Source organism: Streptomyces sp. NPDC058665, from assembly GCF_042714995.1.
Taxonomy (GTDB): domain Bacteria; phylum Actinomycetota; class Actinomycetes; order Streptomycetales; family Streptomycetaceae; genus Streptomyces.
The window spans coordinates 75566-91960 of record NZ_JBHXRX010000011.1; the positions used below are offsets into that span (position 1 = coordinate 75566).

Genomic DNA, 16395 nt, shown 5'->3' on the forward strand with positions numbered 1-16395 from the left:
CGTGCCGGCGGTGAGCGGCGTCCGCACGGGCGTGCACCCGACCCCGCGCGCACCGCACACCGGCGCGAATCTGCCGTCGCTGCGCAGCCACAACTCCGCCCTGGTGCTCGACCTCCTCCGTACGGCGGGCGAGGCCGGCATCAGCCGGCTGGAACTCGCGGAGTCCACCGGCCTCACCCCGCAGGCCGTCAGCAAGATCACGGCCAGGCTCCGTGCGGAGGGCCTGGCGGCCGGGGCCGGCCAACGGGCGTCCACCGGCGGCAAACCCAGGACCGTCCTCTGCCTGGTCCCCTCCGCCGCGCACGCGGTCGGCCTGCATCTGGACCGCGACGAGCTGACAGCCGTCGTGGTCGACCTGGCGGGCACGCAGGTCGCGGCCCGCACGGTGCCGTTCGATCTGGGAGCCGGGGCGGCCGAGGTCGTGGAGACCGCGGCGGCCCAGGTGGAGTCGGTACGGGCGGAGGCGGCGTCCCACGCGGCTACCCGGTCGGCGTCCCACGAGGCAGCTCACGCGCCGGCTGCCGGGGCATCGGGCCCCGGCGGCATGCTGGGCGTCGGGGTCGCCATGCCCGGCCCGCTCGACCACACCACCGGCGTGCCCCAGCGGGTCACCGGCTTCCCTCAGTGGGACGGCTTCCCGCTGCGCGACGCCCTCGCCGCCCGCCTCGGTCTGCCCGTCGTCCTCGACAAGGACACCAACGCCGCAGCCCTGGGCCTCGCGCTGAGCGGGCCGGGCGACTCCTTCGCCTATCTCCACCTCGGTACGGGCCTGGGCGCCGGCCTCGTACTCGACGGCGCCCTCTACCGGGGCGACCGCACCGGCGCGGGCGAGTTCGGGCACCAGGTCATCCAGCTCGACGGGCCGCTCTGCGACTGCGGGAACCGTGGCTGCATCGAGGCGCTCTGCATGGCGGCGGTGGCGCGCGGAGACCTTGCCGAGGCCGCGCGGGTGCTGGGCGCCGGGGCCGCGAATCTGGTCGGGCTGCTCGACATCGACCGGGTGCTGCTCGGGGGCCGTGCCGTGGCCGCCGCCGAGGAAGAGTTCGTCACGGGAGTCGGAGCCGTACTCGAAGAGCGGGCGCGTGGCCCCGTCGTCCCGGTGGCCGTGGCATACGGCGGCGGGCACTCGGTCGCGGAGGGGGCGGCGCAGCTGGTGCTCGCGCCCGTGTTCGGGCACGCGCGGGTCTTCGGCCGGGGGCGTCCGTAGGGTCCTGGCGTCTCCGTCGAGCGGAGCCGTTGAGGTGCACTTGTATGACTTTCGGACCATGGCTGGGATGTGGCTCCCCGGCCGGGCGGACGGTCCGTGGCAGCGTCGGAGTTTCCCCGCGCCCCTGCCCCGTCCTCCCGACCCCTTCGCGATCAGCAAAGGTCCCCGCCATGCGATCCATGCGATCCACGCGACTGCGCCCCGCCCTCGTCACCGGAATCCTCGGCGCCACCGGAGCTGTCGGTGTCACCGTCGGCACGATCGTGCCCACCGCGCTGCCCGCGACGACGGCGACCGCGAACGCGACGACGGCGAACGCGACGACCGCAGTCGTGGCCGAGACGGACGACGAATCAGGCGATGGCCCCTAGAAGGCGGACCGGCAGCCGACCTGCGGCAAGGCGTCCGACCCGGACTTCCCCATCGACACCCGTATCCACGGCGGCCCCGACGCGTACCGCCCCGGCGGCCCGCCCGGAGTCTGGTCCATCGATCTCACCAACAGCACCGACGAGGCCTGCCACAACATCCACCCGGTCATCGTCCTCAGCGACCGGCACCGGTCCCTCGCCGAGAACCAGGTCCGGCTCCAACTCACCGACGACAAGGGCCGTTGGCGGACCATGTCGCTGGAGAAGTCGGACGAGGACGAGACGATCGCCGTTCTCGAAGGCGGCTTCTCCGGCTTCGCCGTCCCGGCAGGGGGGACCGTCACCGTACGGGCGAAGCTGGCCTTCACGGCAGCGGCCGACGCCAACAGGATCGTGGCGAACGCGGCCACCGTGCAGCGGCGCGGCGGTGACGGCGACTGGGTGGGGGAGTCGAACGACTACCGCTTCTCCGTGGGCGATGCGAACGGCGACCCCGACACGGACGCCACCACGGACGCCGAAGCGGACGCCGACCCCGGCTCGGCCGCCCCCCACACGACCCCCACCACCACCCGGGCCCCCGCCCCCAACTCCCCGAGCCCAGGCGAGAAATCCTCCCTCCCCCTCGGCATCGGCTCCCTCGCCGACACCGGCTCCGGCTCCCTCCGCGGCCCCGCGATCGGCGCCGTACTGCTCGTACTCTCCGGTGGCGCCCTGCTCTTCGGCCTCCGCCGCGCCCGCAACCGCTCCTGACCCTGTCTCGATCCGTGCACGCACGCTGTCAGGCGGCCCGTCGGACGGTAATCTCGTCGTCGTCCTGGGCCTGAACGAAGCGATTCCGGAGTCCGGTCACCCCCGCGACCCACGAAGTCGCGTGCGTGGCCCTCGACATCGCTGTTTCCGCGGGTCCCTATGTGATCTACGGGGTGGTGAGCCGACGTGTTCGTGCACAGCTGTACGGGACGCGCCCGGCCCCGCCCCGTGCCACCTCCCGCTAGGAGATACGAGCCGTCATGCCCCCCAACTCCCGTACCGTCCACCCCTCCAGAAGCTGTCGCACCTCCTTCATTCCCCTGACCGCGGTCGCCGGGAGCCTCGTCCTCACCGCCTCGCTCGCCGGGTGCGGCGGCGGCTCCGGTGCCTCGGAGGAGAAGGTCGTCACGGTCTACAGCGCCGACGGGCTCAAGGGCGTCGCGGACGACGGCTGGTACGACAAGGTCTTCGCCGAGTTCGAGAAGGAGACCGGCATCAAGGTGAAGTACCAGGAGGCCGGTTCCGGCGAGATGGTGGACCGGGCCCTGCGCGAGAAGGACAAACCCCGCGCCGATCTCCTGATCGCTCTGCCGCCGTACATCCAACACGCGGAGCGGAAGGGGCTGTTGGCGTCGTACGACCCGAAGGGCTCCGACAAGGTGCACGGTTCGGTGAAGTCCTCGGACGACCGGTGGACATCCATAGTCAACAACTACTTCGGCTTCATATACAACAAGAAGGAACTGACGGACCCTCCGACGACCTGGGAGGAGCTGCTGGACACCAAGTACAAGGACAAGATCCAGTACTCCACCCCCGGAGTCGCCGGCGACGGCACCGGCCTTCTCATCAAGGCGATGCAGGACTTCGGCGGCGAAGCCCCGGCGATGGACTATCTGCGGAAGCTCGAAGAGAACAACGTCGGCCCCACCCCCTCCACCTTCAAGCTCGCGGCCAAGGTCGACAAGGGCGAGATCCTCGTCGCGAACGGCGACGTCCAGACGAACTTCGCGCAGTCCAAGAGCATGTCGAACCTCGCCATCTGGTTCCCGGCGAAGGAGGGCGGCAAGCCGACCACGTTCGCCATGTACTACGGGGCGGGCCTGGTGGACGGCGCCCCGCACAGCGCGAACGGCAAGAAGCTGCTCGACTATCTGCTGACCGAGAAGGCGCAGAAGCAGGTCAGCGGCATCGGCGGCGGCTTCCCCGCGCGTACGGACGTCAGACCCACCGACGAGAACGCCATCGAACTGGCCCGGGTGATCGACGGCGTCTCGCTCTTCGAGCCCAACTGGCAGCGCATCGAGCCCAGCCTCGACGGATACGTGGACTCCTGGAAGGAAGCCACGGGCCACTGAGGGAGCCACCGGCCACGCACGGCCGAGCCCTCCACGAGTCAAGATCATCGGAAGCTGATTAGGCTGGGGAGGCCGAGCGGTACGGAGCAGTGCCGTCGGCCCCACCAGCAGACTGCGTACGGCAGGAGTCCGTCACATGTCAGAGCGCAAGCCGATCGATTCCTGGCTCACCGACATGGACGGTGTTCTCGTCCACGAAGGCATCCCCATCCCCGGCGCCGACGGCTTCGTCAAGCGCCTGCGGGACTCGGGCAAGCCCTTCCTCGTCCTCACCAACAACTCCATCTACACCCCGCGCGACCTACAGGCGCGGCTCGCCCGGATGGGGCTCGCCGTGCCCGTGGACAACATCTGGACCTCGGCGCTGGCGACCGCCAAGTTCCTCGACGCCCAGCGCCCCGGCGGTACGGCGTACGTCATCGGCGAAGCCGGCCTCACCACCGCGCTGCACGACATCGGCTACATCCTCACCGACCAGGAACCCGACTACGTGGTGCTCGGGGAGACCCGTACGTACAGCTTCGAATCCCTCACCAAGGCGATCCGGCTGATCAACGACGGCGCGCGGTTCATCTGCACCAACCCCGACGAGACGGGTCCGTCGGCCGACGGACCGCTGCCCGCCGCCGGTTCCGTCGCCGCGCTGATCACCAAGGCGACCGGCAAGGCACCGTACTTCGCGGGCAAGCCGAACCCGCTGATGATGCGCACCGGGCTGAACGCCATCGGGGCGCACTCCGAGACCAGCGCGATGATCGGCGACCGGATGGACACCGACGTCCTGGCCGGTCTTGAGGCGGGGATGGAGACCTTCCTGGTGCTGACCGGTCTGACAAAGCCGGCGGACATTGACCGCTATCCGTTCCGGCCGTCCACGATCGTCGACTCGATCGCCGATCTGGTGGATCTGATCTGACCGGATCTGGCTGAATAACCGCAGGTCGCAGCCGCGTGTCGGACTTTCCGGCGCGCGCTGCGGATGCGAGATACGGCGGGACGCGTGAGGCTTCCTTCATCAGGAGGTTCACGATGCGTTCAGGCTTGCTCGCTCTCCGTGCCGCCGGGCTGGTGGCCGCCATGGTGGCGGTCCCCGTCCTCGGCACCACCGCCGCCGACGCCCACGACTCCGTGAACGCGACGGTCAGCCCGTCGGACGTCCGCCCTGGCGGTGAGGTGAAGCTCAAGGTCACGGGCTGTGCGAACCCGCGCTCGGTCGCCGCCCGGTCCGATGTCTTCGTCGCCGACTCCGAACTCGCGGCCCGCAAGGGCGACGACGAGAAGCCGACGCTGCTCGGGGAGGCGAAGATCAAGTCCTCGACCAAGGACGGCAAGTACAAAGTCGACGTCTGGTGCGACGGGCACGATCACCGCGGTGCGGCGGCCTTCAGGGTGGACCGCGACGCGAAGCCGAAGTCTTCGAAGAAGCCCTCACCGAGGGCGTCCGCGAAAGCGTCTCCGAAGGACTCGGCGAAGCCCAAGCCCAAGCCGTCCGCCAAGCCGTCCACCAAGGCTTCGAGCAAGCCGCCCGCCAAGCCCTCGGCCAAAACCTCGGCGAAGACCTCCGCCAAGCCGCAGTCCTCCCCGAAGTCCGAGAAGGCCATACCCGAGGCGTCCCTACCCGAGAAGGCCGAGAAGTCCGAGGGGGCCAACCCGGACCGGCCGAAGCCCGAGGGAAAGACCCATTCGGCGTCCGCCCCGCCGCCGCGGAACCTGATGCCCGCGCCCCTCCAGAACGGCCGGCAGTCCCCGGCACCCTGGACGCCCCGGTCCGCCCAGCCCCAGCCCCACCCGAGCGAGCGGCAGGCCTCGCCCGTCGCGCCGGTGCGCGCCGGCGGTGGCGGCAGGACGAGCACGGTTCTCGCCGGGGACGAGGCCGGCCCCAGCACCCCCCACGCCGTGATCGGTCTCGTCCTCGCCGGCGTCGCCGCCGTGGCCGTGGCGATCCGCAGTGCGCGCCGGAGACGTTCCGCCGCGCGGGACTCCGACTGAGAGGCGGAGACGGCTGACATGGGTGACAAGGCCGAGGCGCCGACCACCGACCGCCCGAGCGGATCGGGCCGACTGCTGACCGGGGTGGCCTGGGCCGTGCTGCTGCTCGGCCTCTGGGGCTGGGGCCACGACGGCATCGTCGGCGCCTCCGCGCCCATGACCGGTGACGTCGCCGCCGTGGGCCGCCCGATGGAGGAGCGGCCACCACCGGCCCGCGACCCGCGACAGCCCGCCGAACCGCGCCGTATCGAGGTTCCCTCCGTCGGCATAAAGGCACCCGTCGTATCCCGTGGCCTCGACTCCGCGGGGGCTGTCGAGCCGCCGCCGTACGAACTCCCGGAGACCGTCGGCTGGTACGGCGGCGGCGCCCGGCCCGGCGCCACGGGTACCGCGCTCTTCGTCGGCCACGTCGACACCCGCACCGAACCCGCCGTCTTCTACGACCTGAGCGCCACCCGGCCGGGCGAGAAGATCCGGGTGACCCGGGCCGACGGCTCGATCGCCGAGTTCACGATCGACGACGTACGCGTCTACAGCCGGGAGAAGTTCGACGCGCGGAAGGTGTACGGCCCGCACGAGCCGGACCGCGCCGAACTGCGACTGATCACCTGCGGCGGGACCTTCGACCGCGAGAGCCGTACGTACACGGCGAACGTCGTCGTCTCGGCGTACCTCACCGATGTGAAAGAGGCACCTCGCCATGGCTGATCCGGTGTCACCGGGACCCCGCTGTCACAGCTCGCACACGAAGCCGAAGAGGCTCCGTTACGGCCCCGGCCCGTGTGCCAGGATGGCTTGGACGGGCACCGAGGGGGAGTGGATGTACGGCAGCAATTCCGGCCGCGGTCTTCGAGTGACAGCGTGCGCGGCGGCCACGGGGGCGGCTCTGCTCATCGCGGGCTGCTCGTCCGACGGCGAGGACAAGGGCGAGAAGAACCCGGCGACGAGCCAGCAGCCCAAGGCGACCGATCCGTACTGGGTCAACCCCGACGGCAACGCGGCCAAGCAGGTCGCCGACTACACGAAGGACGGCGACGACAAGAACGCCGACCTCATCAAGAAGATCGCCTCGCAGCCCGTCGGCGAGTGGATCGGCCCGGACAGCCCCGAGGAGGAGGCCCGCGGTTTCACCGAGGCCGCCGCCAAGGCCGACCGGGACGCGCTGCTGGTCCTCTACAACGTCCCGCACCGTGACTGCGGCCAGTTCTCGAAGGGCGGCGCCTCCGACGGCAACGCGTACCGGGAGTGGGTCGACAAGGTCGCCAAGGGCATCGGCGACCGGCGGGCCACGGTCGTCCTGGAGCCCGACGCGCTGCTGCACCTGGTGGACGGGTGCACGCCCCAGGAGTTCCACGAGGAGCGTTTCGACCTGCTGAAGGGCGCCGTCGAACGGCTCAAGCAGCAGCCGGCCACCACGGTCTACGTGGACGCGGGCAACGCGGGCTGGCAGTCGCCCGACGCGCTCTTCGAGCCGCTCCAGCGGGCGGGCGTCGACAAGGCGGACGGGTTCTCGGTCAACGTATCCAACTTCTTCCCGACCGACCTGAGCCAGGAGTTCGGCAAGAAGCTGTCGGCGAAGGTCGGCGGCAAGCCGTTCGTGATCGACACCAGCCGTAACGGCAACGGCCCTTACACGGCAGGCGATCCGGCCGAGAACTGGTGCAACCCGCCGGGCCGCGCGCTCGGCGAGCCGCCGACCACGAAGACCGGCGACCCGCTGGTGAAGGCGTATCTGTGGGTCAAGCGCCCGGGGGAGTCGGACGGCGACTGCAAGGGCGGGCCCAAGGCCGGCGACTGGTACCCGGAGTACGCGCTGGAGCTGGCGCGCAACGCCAAGTAGAAGCGCCGGCAGGAGCGTGAGGCGGGCCGGTACGCGTACGGGCCCGCCCAGGTCTACGGCACCTCGACCCACACGCCCTCGGACGGGGTGCCCTTGTCGTCCGTCACGAAGAGCATGTACCAGCCGGCCGGCACCAGCGCCCGGTTCTTCGGCACCGTCACCTTGATTCCGTCCGCCGTCTTCTCCATGTCCAGTGCGATGGACCGCTGTTCGACATCGGTGACATGCGTGACGGCGCTCGGCCGCATCAGCTTCGCGGACGTGAGCGAGGCGGCGTCCTTCGTCTTGAAGGTCCCCGAGTCACCGTGGTCGATCCGCTTCGGTCCGTCGGTCAGCTCCGGCTTCGAGTCCCGGAAGAGATACGGCGGGGTGTAGATCTCGATCCGCTGATCGAAGACGCCCGGCTTGGTGTTCGCCTTGTCGGCGTAGAGCGAGTCGGAGCCGAAGATCATGACGCGGCCGTCGGGCAGCAGGACCGAGCCCGAGTGGTAGTTGCGCCCGACCTGGGGGTCGGCGACGCGCGTGTACTCGCCCGACTTCGGGTCGTACGTACGCGCTTCGAGGATGTTGGAGCCGCCGCGGCCCCGGTAGTCCTGGGCGCCGCCCGTCACCAGGACCGTGTCGTCCGGCATCAGCGACGCGCTGGGGTAGCGGGTGCCCTTGTCGAGCGCGGCGCCGTCCTTGAACTCCGGCTTGTCCTCCTTGAGATCGACCAGCCGGGACTTCTCACTGGACTTCTCGGACTCGCCGACGCCACCGCCACCGATGACCATGAATCTCTGGTCCTGCGCGGGCGGCAGCATGACGGTCGCCGACGTCTCCATCGTGTCCGCGTCGCTCAGCCCCGGGATGTTCTTGAACTTGTTGGTCTCCAGGTCCCAGATACCGGGCTTGCGGCCGACGTCGGCGGGGCCGTAACCGGCGTTGGAGCCGCTGTAGAAGAGCTTGCCGTTGTCCATCAGGAAGATCGCCGGGTACGTGGGGAACTTCCGGATGATGCCGGTGTACTCCCACTCCTTGGTCTCCGGGTCGTAGATCTCGTCCTTGCCGGGGACGATCTGCCCGATCTCGTCCAGGCCCGACAGCGCGAGGACCTTGCCGTCCTCCAGCGTCGTGAGCGTCGGATACCAGCGGGCCTCGTTCATCGGGTCCACTTTGATGTACTTCTCGGCGACCGGGTCGAACTCGAAGGCGTCCTTGATGCCTTGGAAGTCCTTCTTGTCGAGCGCGAGCTTCTGCGCGATGCCATAGACATTGCGGGCGTCGGAGCCCTTCATGCCCTGCACCCGGTAGTTGTCCTCGGTGCCGGTCTCGTATTTCTTACCGGACTTCGCGGCCTCGACGTAGATACGGCCGAGACCGGGCTCGGTCCGCAGAAAGGCGCCGGTCGCCGGGTCGAATATCTTCTTCGCCTTCTCGACCAGGACCGGGTCCTTGGACTCGAAGGTCTTGCCGTTCTTCTTGCCGGTGAACATCGTGCCCGCCGGCAGCGTCATCGGCTTGTCGGGGTCCTCGTTGTGGACCACCATCAGACCGCCGGCCTTGGTGGTGTCGCCCTTGAGCTTCTCGTACCGCTTGGTGCCGCCGGCCACCAGGAGCTTGCCGTCTGGCAGTTGGGTGTGCCCGGAGCAGAACATGTCCTTGGGCGTCGGGATCATCTTGAAGTCGTTGGTCGCCGGGTCCCAGAGGACGGACTCGAACTTGTTCGCGTCGAAGTTCTTCTGGTTGTTTCCCGACCCGGCTATCAGCAGCACCTTGCCGGTGTGCAGCAGCGAAGCGTGAATTGAATTGATCTTGTACTTGGACGGGATGTCGAGAAAGTCCCAATGACCGTTCTCGGCCTTGTAATCGGGCCGGTTGATCTTGTAATCGTGGTACTGCTCCGAACCGAACCGCCACATCGCAGGCCCGTTCATCCCGGCCACCACGACAACCACCGCCGCGCCTATCGCGAGGCGACGGGCGCGGTTCCTGCGGTGGTTCGGCCGGACGGGAAGCGCACTCATTGCTTAGGTCCCCCAAGGGATATCTGTATGGTCTGGTCGACGGCTCCGGGCGGCGTCCGCTGCGAGGTCCGAGGGGCCGGCGGAGGTGTGTTCCCGCGGCCCCGGTGCGACCCGTGCTTTCCGCGCTTCTTCTTCTCCGCGCGCATCCCCAGTCGCCAGACGATGATCGGCGCGGCCGTGATCAGGGTCGCCAGCGTCGCCCAGGTGATCATCGCCGGATGATCGTGCCCGAGGAAGAAGGACGAGACCAGCGAACCGGCGAAGACGAGAATGAAGAACAGATGGATCCGGAACGTCCCGAACAGCGTGTCCGGGCTGGACGAGTCGCCCTTCGGCGTCACCACGAAGCTGCTCTTGCGGCGCAGGACGGCGTCGAGCAGCGAGCGCGCGTAGACGGGCGCGGAGAGCGCGGACATCGCCATGCCGGCCAGACCGCCGGACCCCTCGGGCTCGTGCGGCGAGACGTTGTGCCGCCGGTTCCAGATGTAGAGGCCGATCTGGAGGGCCGACGCGTTGCCGTACAGCATCATCCAGATCGCCGGGTCGATCTGCACACCCGAGGCGCCCATGCCCAGGAACAGCGCGCAACTCAGCGCCGCCAGGATCCAGTTGAGCGCCGACATCGGGTAGAAGATGATCATCATCGTGTAGTTGAAGAGCTTGCCGGGCGGCAGTGTGGTGAAGCCCCGCCAGTACTGCTTGAGGATCGTCTCGTACGTCCCGCGCGACCAGCGCAGCTGCTGGGTGAAGAAGTCCGTCCAGGCGGTGGGGCCTTCACCGACGGCGAGCACGTCCGGGGTGTACACGGAGCGCCACTTGTTGCCCGTCTGCGGGTTCCTGGCGCGGTGCATCTCGAAGCCCGTCGCCATGTCCTCGGTGATCGAGTCGTACAGCCCGCCGATCTGCTTGAGCGCCGAGATCCGTACGGCGTTGCTCGTGCCGACGAACATGGGCGAGCCGTAGCGGTTGCCCGCGCGCTGGATCAGGGCGTGGAAGAGGAACTGCTGCGACTCGGCGGCCTTCGTGACGAACGTGTCGTAGTTGCCGTAGACCTGCGGGCCGATGACGAAGCCGACATCCGGGTCGCGGAAGTAACCGAGCATCCGCTCGAGGTAGTTGGCCATCGGGACATGGTCGGTGTCGACGGAGGCGAAGAAGTCGTAGTCGTCGCCGTGCGCGTCGAGCCAGGCGTTGTAGTTCCCGTGCTTGGTCTTGGCGCGGTGCGCGCCCTTCGTCTGATTCCACTTCGCGACGCCCTTGCGCGAGAAGTGGTGCACACCGAGACGGGCGCAGACCTCCTTGACGGCCGGGTCGTCGCCCTCGTCGAGGAGCCAGACGTGCATCAGCCCGCGGTGCCGGATCTTGACCGCGGCCTCCAGTGTCTTCGTCACCATTTCGAGGGGCTCCTTGCCCGGCACGAAGGAGGTGAGGAAGGCGACGCGGGTGCCGCTCGCGGGCACGACGGGGACGGGGTCACGCGCCACCAGTGTCGCGTGCGCGTTGGAGAGCACGTTCATCGTGCGGAACAGCTCGATCAGTCCGATGGACACGAGCATCACGATGTCGAGGATGAGCAGCGTGTCGTTCTTCAGGTTCGGGTCGCGCTCGGTCCAGTGCTGAGGCTGCATCAGCCAGGCGAAGAGACCGAGGGAGAGCAGCGGGGCGGCGCCGAGCAGCAGGGCGGCGCGGATCCGGTGCGGCTCCTGCGAGAGCAGTGAGCGGTACTGCACCTTGTACGGCTTGTCCGGGGCGGGCTGGGTGAGCGGCCCGGCGAGCCGGCTGTAGTGCTCGTAGTCGTACTTGGGCAGTTCGGCCTTGGGCCGGAACCGGGCCCTGGCGTTCCTGAGCTGAGAGGGGACCCGGAGCTGGGTGGTCCGGGAAGCGTCGTTGTTCGGCCGCTCGCCGTTCGGCGTCGACGTCATCAGTCATCCCCCCGCACGCATGCTGGTGCGTGATTGGTCGGTCGGTTCGTCGGGTCGCGCACCACCGTGAGTACAGACACGCATCGGGACCTATCCGGTTGCATGACGCCGTTTGCGACATCGGCCCCTGAGCGGGGACCCCCACCCCACTCGGTATGCAAACCGGAGCAAATTCTTCGGCTGCCCCAACTGCTGTGAACGCGTGCCTCTTTGGACCCGTCGGCTTCAGGATAGGTTCTACGACCCCAGCCATGATCGCAAGGAAGAAAGATACTACTTGCGCGTCATATGCCCTGATTGAAGGCTTGCTGGAGGTGGAGCTGTGGCCGGACTGTGAAGTTCCCGCGAAGGCGATCCCTGCTCGCGGTGCGAAATCGGGGAACGAGCGAGGCCCCCTCGCGTAAATGCGAGGGGGCCTCGGCCGTGCGTGCGCCGCCAGGGACTCGAACCCCGGACCCGCTGATTAAGAGTCAGCTGCTCTAACCAACTGAGCTAGCGGCGCCTGCTGACCTGGAGAACTCTACCCGACGCTCCGGAGTGCTCCCAACCATTTGATGAGCGATGTGGCCTGTCGGATGGTCGTTTTTTACCTTTGATCCGTCAAAATGCGATTAGTCAGGATTGTTGGGCCTGGCACCCGTGCAACACCGCACAGCACCTTGTCGAGTGTGGAGGGGATCGCATGACCGCACCGGTCTTCGAGGAGTACGAACCCGCTGGTGACTGCCCCTGTGGCGGTTGCGCCGAGCGGCGCCGCCTGCTGGCCCGGGGCCTGCCCCTGCGCGCGGGCGGCCACCCCGCCGCCCACGGCGCGCGCCGCGCCCTGGTCCTCGTCACCGCGGCCGGAGTCGCCCTCGCCGCCACGGGCGTGGGCGCGGGTGAGGCCGACGCGGACACCGGCGGGCCCGCGCCCGGTGCCGCGCTCGGCACCGGACGGGCGGGCGCCGCGGCGGTGGCCGAGCCGGATCCGGAGACCCCGCAGGGCGTACGCGGCCCGCTGTACGGGCCGCCGTCGGCCGGGCCTTCGTCCAACCACTCGGTCGAGGGGCTGCGCGCGACCAGCCGCGCCGACATCATCAACCGCGCCAAGCGGTGGGTGAACGCGAAGGTCCCCTACTCGATGACGAAGTACTGGTCCGACGGCTACCGCCAGGACTGCTCCGGCTATGTCTCCATGGCCTGGAACCTGGAAGGCAACGAGTGGACGGGCAGCCTGTCCCGCTTCGGCACCCGTATCGCCAGGGAGGAACTCCAGCCCGGTGACATGCTGCTGTTCCACAACTCGTCCGATCCCACCAAGGGGTCGCACGTGACGATCTTCGGCGGCTGGACCGACTACACGCACTCCTACTACCTCGCGTACGAGCAGACGAAGCCGGCCACGCGGGCGCAGGCCACGCCCATGGCGTACTGGAACAATTCGGCGAGTTACGTGGCGTACCGCTACAAAGGCGTGACCGGAGGAAACAGCGGCAGCACGCCGGAGACGGCGAAGCCGACGGCCTTCCCCGGTGCGAAGTCGTTCGGGCCAGGGGCCGACGGCGCGCACGTCACCGAGCTCGGCCGGATGCTCGTCGCCCGGGGCGGCGCACGCTTCTACTCCGTCGGTCCCGGCCCCCGCTGGAGCGAGTCGGACCGGCGCGCCACCGAAGCCTTCCAGCGGGCGCAGGGCTGGCGGGGCGCGGAGGCCGACGGGCTGCCGGGGCCGGACACCTGGCGTTATCTGACGGACGGGATCGGCAAGAACATCCCGGCGAAGCGGGCGACCCGCCCCGGCGGTACGAGTGCGCGGCCCGCGTACCCCGGCAAGGGGCAGTTCCGGCCGGGGCGGTCCGGCGAGTACGTCACCCAACTCGGCAAGCGGCTGGTGAAGCGCGGCTACGGCAGCCATTACGTCACCGGCCCCGGCCCGCGGTGGGGCGAGGCCGACCGGCGCAACGTCGAAGCCTTCCAACGGGCGCAGGGCTGGCGCGGCAGCGCGGCCGACGGGTACCCCGGCCCCGAGACTTGGCGACGACTCTTCGCATGAAAGACGGAGGCAAGGATGACCACACAGACATCGCAACCGAACGGTGACGGGCAGCTGCTGCGCGGGGCCCAGGCGCTCCGGCTGGCGGCACGCAACGCGCTGACGGCACGAGGGCCGGTGGAGCCGGCGGAGCCCGTGGAACCTGAGCAGCACGCGGAGGCCGAGGTCCCGGCGGCGCCCGCGGCTGTCGCGGCTGTCGCCCCGGCCGGCTGGAGCGAGACCGGCTGGCACCAGAACGTACGCCTGTTGACCGCGCCGCCGGCCGAGCCCGATCCACCGCACGAGGGGGAGCCGCCGGGGCCGATGGTCACGCCGGAGCGCGCGGACCTGTTCGCGAAAGCGCCCGCGGAGCCGGAGCGTGTCGCGGAGCCCGAGCCCGAGCCTGAACACGGCTTCGCGGACGGGCCGGAGGCCTGCTACGGCGGTACGGCGCCCGAGGTCGCGGACATCGTGGAGTGGGCGTCGGCCGAGAGAGACCGGGAGCGGCAGCCGGAGTTCGTGTCGGTGGAGCTGCCGGTGGAGTCGGGCACCTCGCTGTTCACGGCGGCCACGGAGTCCCCGGCCGAGCCGCAGGCCGTGGCGGTCGATGTCCTGGAGCCACCGGTGGCCGAGGCCAACTCGGCCGCCCCTGCCGCGTACGCCGAGCCGGCGTCGATGCCGGAGACGGAGGAGCGCCCCCAAGTGGCGGCCGAGCCCGAGCCGGACCTCTACGCGGAGGTGCCCGAGACCGACGCCCCGTGGCCGGACGACGGGGGCGATGGGGACGAAGCGGCGGTCGCGGCAAGTATTGATGACGATCCGTCAGATCCCGGACCCGGTGTATCGCCCGGCGTATCGAGCGGGATCCCCGCGCCCGTGTGGAACGTCACCGTGCCGACCGGGTCCGGCTCCGTCGTCCCCACGCGGGCGGCCCTCACCTTCGACAGCCGGCGCGGGAGCCCGCTCATCGTCGGCGAGGCCACCCACGAGATCCCCGTCCATCTCCTCTTCCGCGAAGAGGGGGTGGCGAGTGCCCCGACGGCCGGACGTCCGCAGCTCCGGCGCGGACCCGCCGTCGCCACTCCGCCCGCGCCGCCCGTGCTGGCCCCCGCCGCGGCCTCGCGGCCCGCGACACCGGTGGACACGAAGCTGGTCGAGCGGCCCGGCCCCACGCTGCCCGGCTGGACGGCGGCGCTCGCCGGGGTGGCCGGGCTGTTCAGCTGTCTGACGGTGCTCTGGTGGGTCGGGGCGGTGCCCGAGGCGCTGACGGAGATGTTCGGGCTGGGCTCGAATCCTTATAACGGCATCGGCATCGGTATGTGGGCCCTGCTCGCCCTCGCCGTGATGCTCACGCTCTTCGCCTTCGGCGGGCTCGGCCGCGGCCGGGTCGGGCACGCGTGGGTGCTGACGCTCTTCGGTGAGTACCGGGGGAGCGTGCGCCGTACGGGACTTCTCTGGGTCAGCCCGCTCCTGCTGCGCCGCCGCGTCGACGTTCGGCTGCGGCACTGGCGCAGCGAGCCGATGCCCGCGGTCGACGCGAACGGTACGGCGCTGCGGGTCGTGGTCCTGGTGGTCTGGCGGGTCAGGGACACCGTCCGGGCGGCGCTCGGGGTGCGCGACCACGAGGAGTATCTGCGCGAGCAGGTCGAGGCGGCGATGGCGCGCGTGCTCTCGCAGCTGCCCGCCGACGCGTTCAACGAGACCGCGCCGACGCTGCGTAACGCCGAGTTGGTGGGCGAGGCGCTGACCCGGATGCTCTCGGCCGAGTGCCGGCCCGTCGGGCTGGACATCTTCTCGGCGCAGCCGACCCGGATCGAGTACGCCCCGGAGATCTCGGCGGCCATGCAGCGCAGCCGGATCGCGGCGATCGACGCCAGACACCGGGACACCGTGCTGACGTCGGTGGTGGACGCGGTGGACGACACGGTGCACCGGCTGACGTCGCGGGGGCTCGTGGAGCTGGACGACTACGAGCGCAAGGTCCTCGTGAAGGATCTGACCGTGGCCTTCTACACCGGCAGGCACGGTCTGAACGAGGGGAGCTGACCGCCTCCAACCCCTGGGGATTGGTCTGGACCTTTCTTGGCTCTGTTATGGACACGGTCACGTGCCGTCTCTACCCTGAGCCTTGGTCTAGACCTGATTGCGCAGTCAGGAGTCACCGCACCACCGGCATCCCCACGGTCCCTGGAGCGAGAGCATGCGAAAGAAGAGAATCAGCGCCGCGATACTCGGTCTCGCGGTGGCGGGCGTGTCCCTGCTCGCCACCGGCAGCGCGACCAGTCACGGCTACACCGACTCACCGATCAGCCGTCAGAAGCTGTGCCAGAACGGCACCGTCACCGGATGCGGAAACATCCAGTGGGAGCCGCAGAGTGTCGAGGGCCCGAAGGGCTTCCCGGCCGCGGGTCCCGACGACGGAAAGATCTGCGCGGGCGGCAACGGCCAGTTCGCGCAGCTCGACGACCCGCGTGGCGGCGACTGGCCCGCCACCAGCGTCTCGGGCGGGCAGTCCTACAGCTTCCGCTGGCAGTTCACCGCCCGGCACTCCACGTCCGACTTCCGGTACTACATCACCAAGAACGGATGGGACCCGAACCAGCCGCTCACCCGCGCGGCCCTCGACCCCCAGCCGTTCATGACCGTGCCGTACAACAACATGCAGCCGCCGGCCACGCTCGTCCACCAGGGCACGATGCCGGCCGGGAAGACCGGCAAGCACATCGTCCTGGCGGTCTGGAACGTCGCGGACACGTCCAACGCGTTCTACGCCTGCTCGGACGTCAGGTTCTGATCCACCCGATCGAGATCCATCCGATCGGCATCCATCAGCATGTGACCGGCGAGGGTCTGCTTCATCGCTGACGGGCCGGGCCGTCGTACATGGGGTGTGTGCCGCACTCCGCCCGCGGCGGTCCGGTCCGGCGGTCTGTCCGACGGT

13 protein-coding genes and 1 tRNA gene are annotated in these 16395 nt (G+C 69.6%); 11 read left to right on the top strand and 3 right to left on the bottom strand.

Annotation, left to right across the window (positions count from 1 at the left end):
- Window position 1: 1 nt before the first annotated feature.
- The 8 genes from ACFWV8_RS09580 to ACFWV8_RS09615 all read left to right on the top strand — a co-directional run bounded on the left by ACFWV8_RS09580 (window position 2) and on the right by ACFWV8_RS09615 (window position 7518).
- A complete protein-coding gene (locus tag ACFWV8_RS09580) occupies window positions 2-1207 on the top strand; it encodes an ROK family protein (RefSeq protein ID WP_384199373.1) in 1206 nt (401 codons plus the stop codon).
- A gap of 179 nt (window positions 1208-1386) precedes the next feature.
- Window positions 1387-1578 (top strand): hypothetical protein, encoded by a 192-nt coding sequence (locus ACFWV8_RS09585; RefSeq protein WP_384199244.1) that lies wholly within the window; start codon window positions 1387-1389, stop codon window positions 1576-1578.
- A gap of 252 nt (window positions 1579-1830) precedes the next feature.
- Window positions 1831-2331 carry a hypothetical protein gene (locus ACFWV8_RS09590; protein ID WP_384199246.1) on the top strand — a complete coding sequence of 167 codons (501 nt, stop codon included), beginning with the start codon at window positions 1831-1833 and terminating at the stop codon, window positions 2329-2331.
- Between the two features lie 260 nt (window positions 2332-2591).
- On the top strand, window positions 2592-3689 hold the full coding sequence (locus ACFWV8_RS09595) for a 2-aminoethylphosphonate ABC transporter substrate-binding protein (RefSeq protein ID WP_384199248.1): 1098 nt from the start codon (window positions 2592-2594) through the stop codon (window positions 3687-3689).
- 136 nt (window positions 3690-3825) lie between these two features.
- Complete coding sequence (locus tag ACFWV8_RS09600) at window positions 3826-4605, top strand: HAD-IIA family hydrolase (protein ID WP_384199249.1); 780 nt, start codon at window positions 3826-3828, stop codon at window positions 4603-4605.
- Window positions 4606-4718: 113 nt separating this feature from the next.
- Window positions 4719-5678, top strand: coding sequence for a hypothetical protein (locus tag ACFWV8_RS09605; protein ID WP_384199251.1), 960 nt, complete (start codon window positions 4719-4721; stop codon window positions 5676-5678).
- An 18-nt stretch (window positions 5679-5696) separates the two neighbouring features.
- Window positions 5697-6386, top strand: a complete 690-nt coding sequence (locus tag ACFWV8_RS09610; RefSeq protein ID WP_384199253.1) for a class F sortase — start codon at window positions 5697-5699, stop codon at window positions 6384-6386.
- A gap of 112 nt (window positions 6387-6498) precedes the next feature.
- The gene (locus tag ACFWV8_RS09615; RefSeq protein ID WP_384199255.1) at window positions 6499-7518 is read left to right on the top strand and encodes a glycoside hydrolase family 6 protein; all 1020 of its coding nucleotides are present in this window, start codon (window positions 6499-6501) and stop codon (window positions 7516-7518) included.
- Between the two features lie 53 nt (window positions 7519-7571).
- On the opposite strand, the gene ACFWV8_RS09620 is transcribed toward ACFWV8_RS09615, so the two are convergent.
- The 3 genes from ACFWV8_RS09620 to ACFWV8_RS09630 all read right to left on the bottom strand — a co-directional run bounded on the left by ACFWV8_RS09620 (window position 7572) and on the right by ACFWV8_RS09630 (window position 11948).
- A complete protein-coding gene (locus tag ACFWV8_RS09620) occupies window positions 7572-9524 on the bottom strand; it encodes a galactose oxidase-like domain-containing protein (protein ID WP_384199257.1) in 1953 nt (650 codons plus the stop codon).
- Entirely contained in the window at window positions 9521-11446 is a 1926-nt protein-coding gene (locus ACFWV8_RS09625) for a glycosyltransferase family 2 protein (protein ID WP_384199259.1), read from the bottom strand. The genes ACFWV8_RS09620 and ACFWV8_RS09625 overlap by 4 nt, the downstream gene beginning before the upstream one ends.
- Window positions 11447-11874: 428 nt before the next feature.
- Window positions 11875-11948: transfer RNA gene (locus ACFWV8_RS09630), tRNA-Lys, on the bottom strand.
- Window positions 11949-12128: 180 nt separating this feature from the next.
- Here ACFWV8_RS09630 and ACFWV8_RS09635 point away from each other — a divergent pair.
- The 3 genes from ACFWV8_RS09635 to ACFWV8_RS09645 all read left to right on the top strand — a co-directional run bounded on the left by ACFWV8_RS09635 (window position 12129) and on the right by ACFWV8_RS09645 (window position 16248).
- Window positions 12129-13475: a peptidoglycan-binding protein gene (locus ACFWV8_RS09635; protein WP_384199261.1), complete on the top strand. Its 1347-nt coding sequence runs from the start codon at window positions 12129-12131 to the stop codon at window positions 13473-13475.
- A gap of 15 nt (window positions 13476-13490) precedes the next feature.
- Window positions 13491-15500 (top strand): SPFH domain-containing protein, encoded by a 2010-nt coding sequence (locus ACFWV8_RS09640; protein ID WP_384199263.1) that lies wholly within the window; start codon window positions 13491-13493, stop codon window positions 15498-15500.
- A 154-nt stretch (window positions 15501-15654) separates the two neighbouring features.
- Entirely contained in the window at window positions 15655-16248 is a 594-nt protein-coding gene (locus ACFWV8_RS09645; RefSeq protein ID WP_384199265.1) for a lytic polysaccharide monooxygenase, read from the top strand.
- The last annotated feature ends 147 nt before the right edge of the window (window positions 16249-16395 follow it).

Bases quoted from the DNA above. Each gene is read 5' to 3' on its own strand.
- ACFWV8_RS09595 (WP_384199248.1), top strand. From the start codon at position 2,592: ATGCCCCCCAACTCCCGTACCGTCCACCCCTCCAGAAGCTGTCGCACC.
- ACFWV8_RS09620 (WP_384199257.1), bottom strand. From the start codon at position 9,524: ATGAGTGCGCTTCCCGTCCGGCCGAACCACCGCAGGAACCGCGCCCGT.
- ACFWV8_RS09590 (WP_384199246.1), top strand. From the start codon at position 1,831: ATGTCGCTGGAGAAGTCGGACGAGGACGAGACGATCGCCGTTCTCGAA.
- ACFWV8_RS09585 (WP_384199244.1), top strand. From the start codon at position 1,387: ATGCGATCCACGCGACTGCGCCCCGCCCTCGTCACCGGAATCCTCGGC.
- ACFWV8_RS09640 (WP_384199263.1), top strand. From the start codon at position 13,491: ATGACCACACAGACATCGCAACCGAACGGTGACGGGCAGCTGCTGCGC.
- ACFWV8_RS09610 (WP_384199253.1), top strand. From the start codon at position 5,697: ATGGGTGACAAGGCCGAGGCGCCGACCACCGACCGCCCGAGCGGATCG.
- ACFWV8_RS09600 (WP_384199249.1), top strand. From the start codon at position 3,826: ATGTCAGAGCGCAAGCCGATCGATTCCTGGCTCACCGACATGGACGGT.
- ACFWV8_RS09615 (WP_384199255.1), top strand. From the start codon at position 6,499: ATGTACGGCAGCAATTCCGGCCGCGGTCTTCGAGTGACAGCGTGCGCG.
- ACFWV8_RS09605 (WP_384199251.1), top strand. From the start codon at position 4,719: ATGCGTTCAGGCTTGCTCGCTCTCCGTGCCGCCGGGCTGGTGGCCGCC.
- ACFWV8_RS09625 (WP_384199259.1), bottom strand. From the start codon at position 11,446: ATGACGTCGACGCCGAACGGCGAGCGGCCGAACAACGACGCTTCCCGG.
- ACFWV8_RS09635 (WP_384199261.1), top strand. From the start codon at position 12,129: ATGACCGCACCGGTCTTCGAGGAGTACGAACCCGCTGGTGACTGCCCC.
- ACFWV8_RS09645 (WP_384199265.1), top strand. From the start codon at position 15,655: ATGCGAAAGAAGAGAATCAGCGCCGCGATACTCGGTCTCGCGGTGGCG.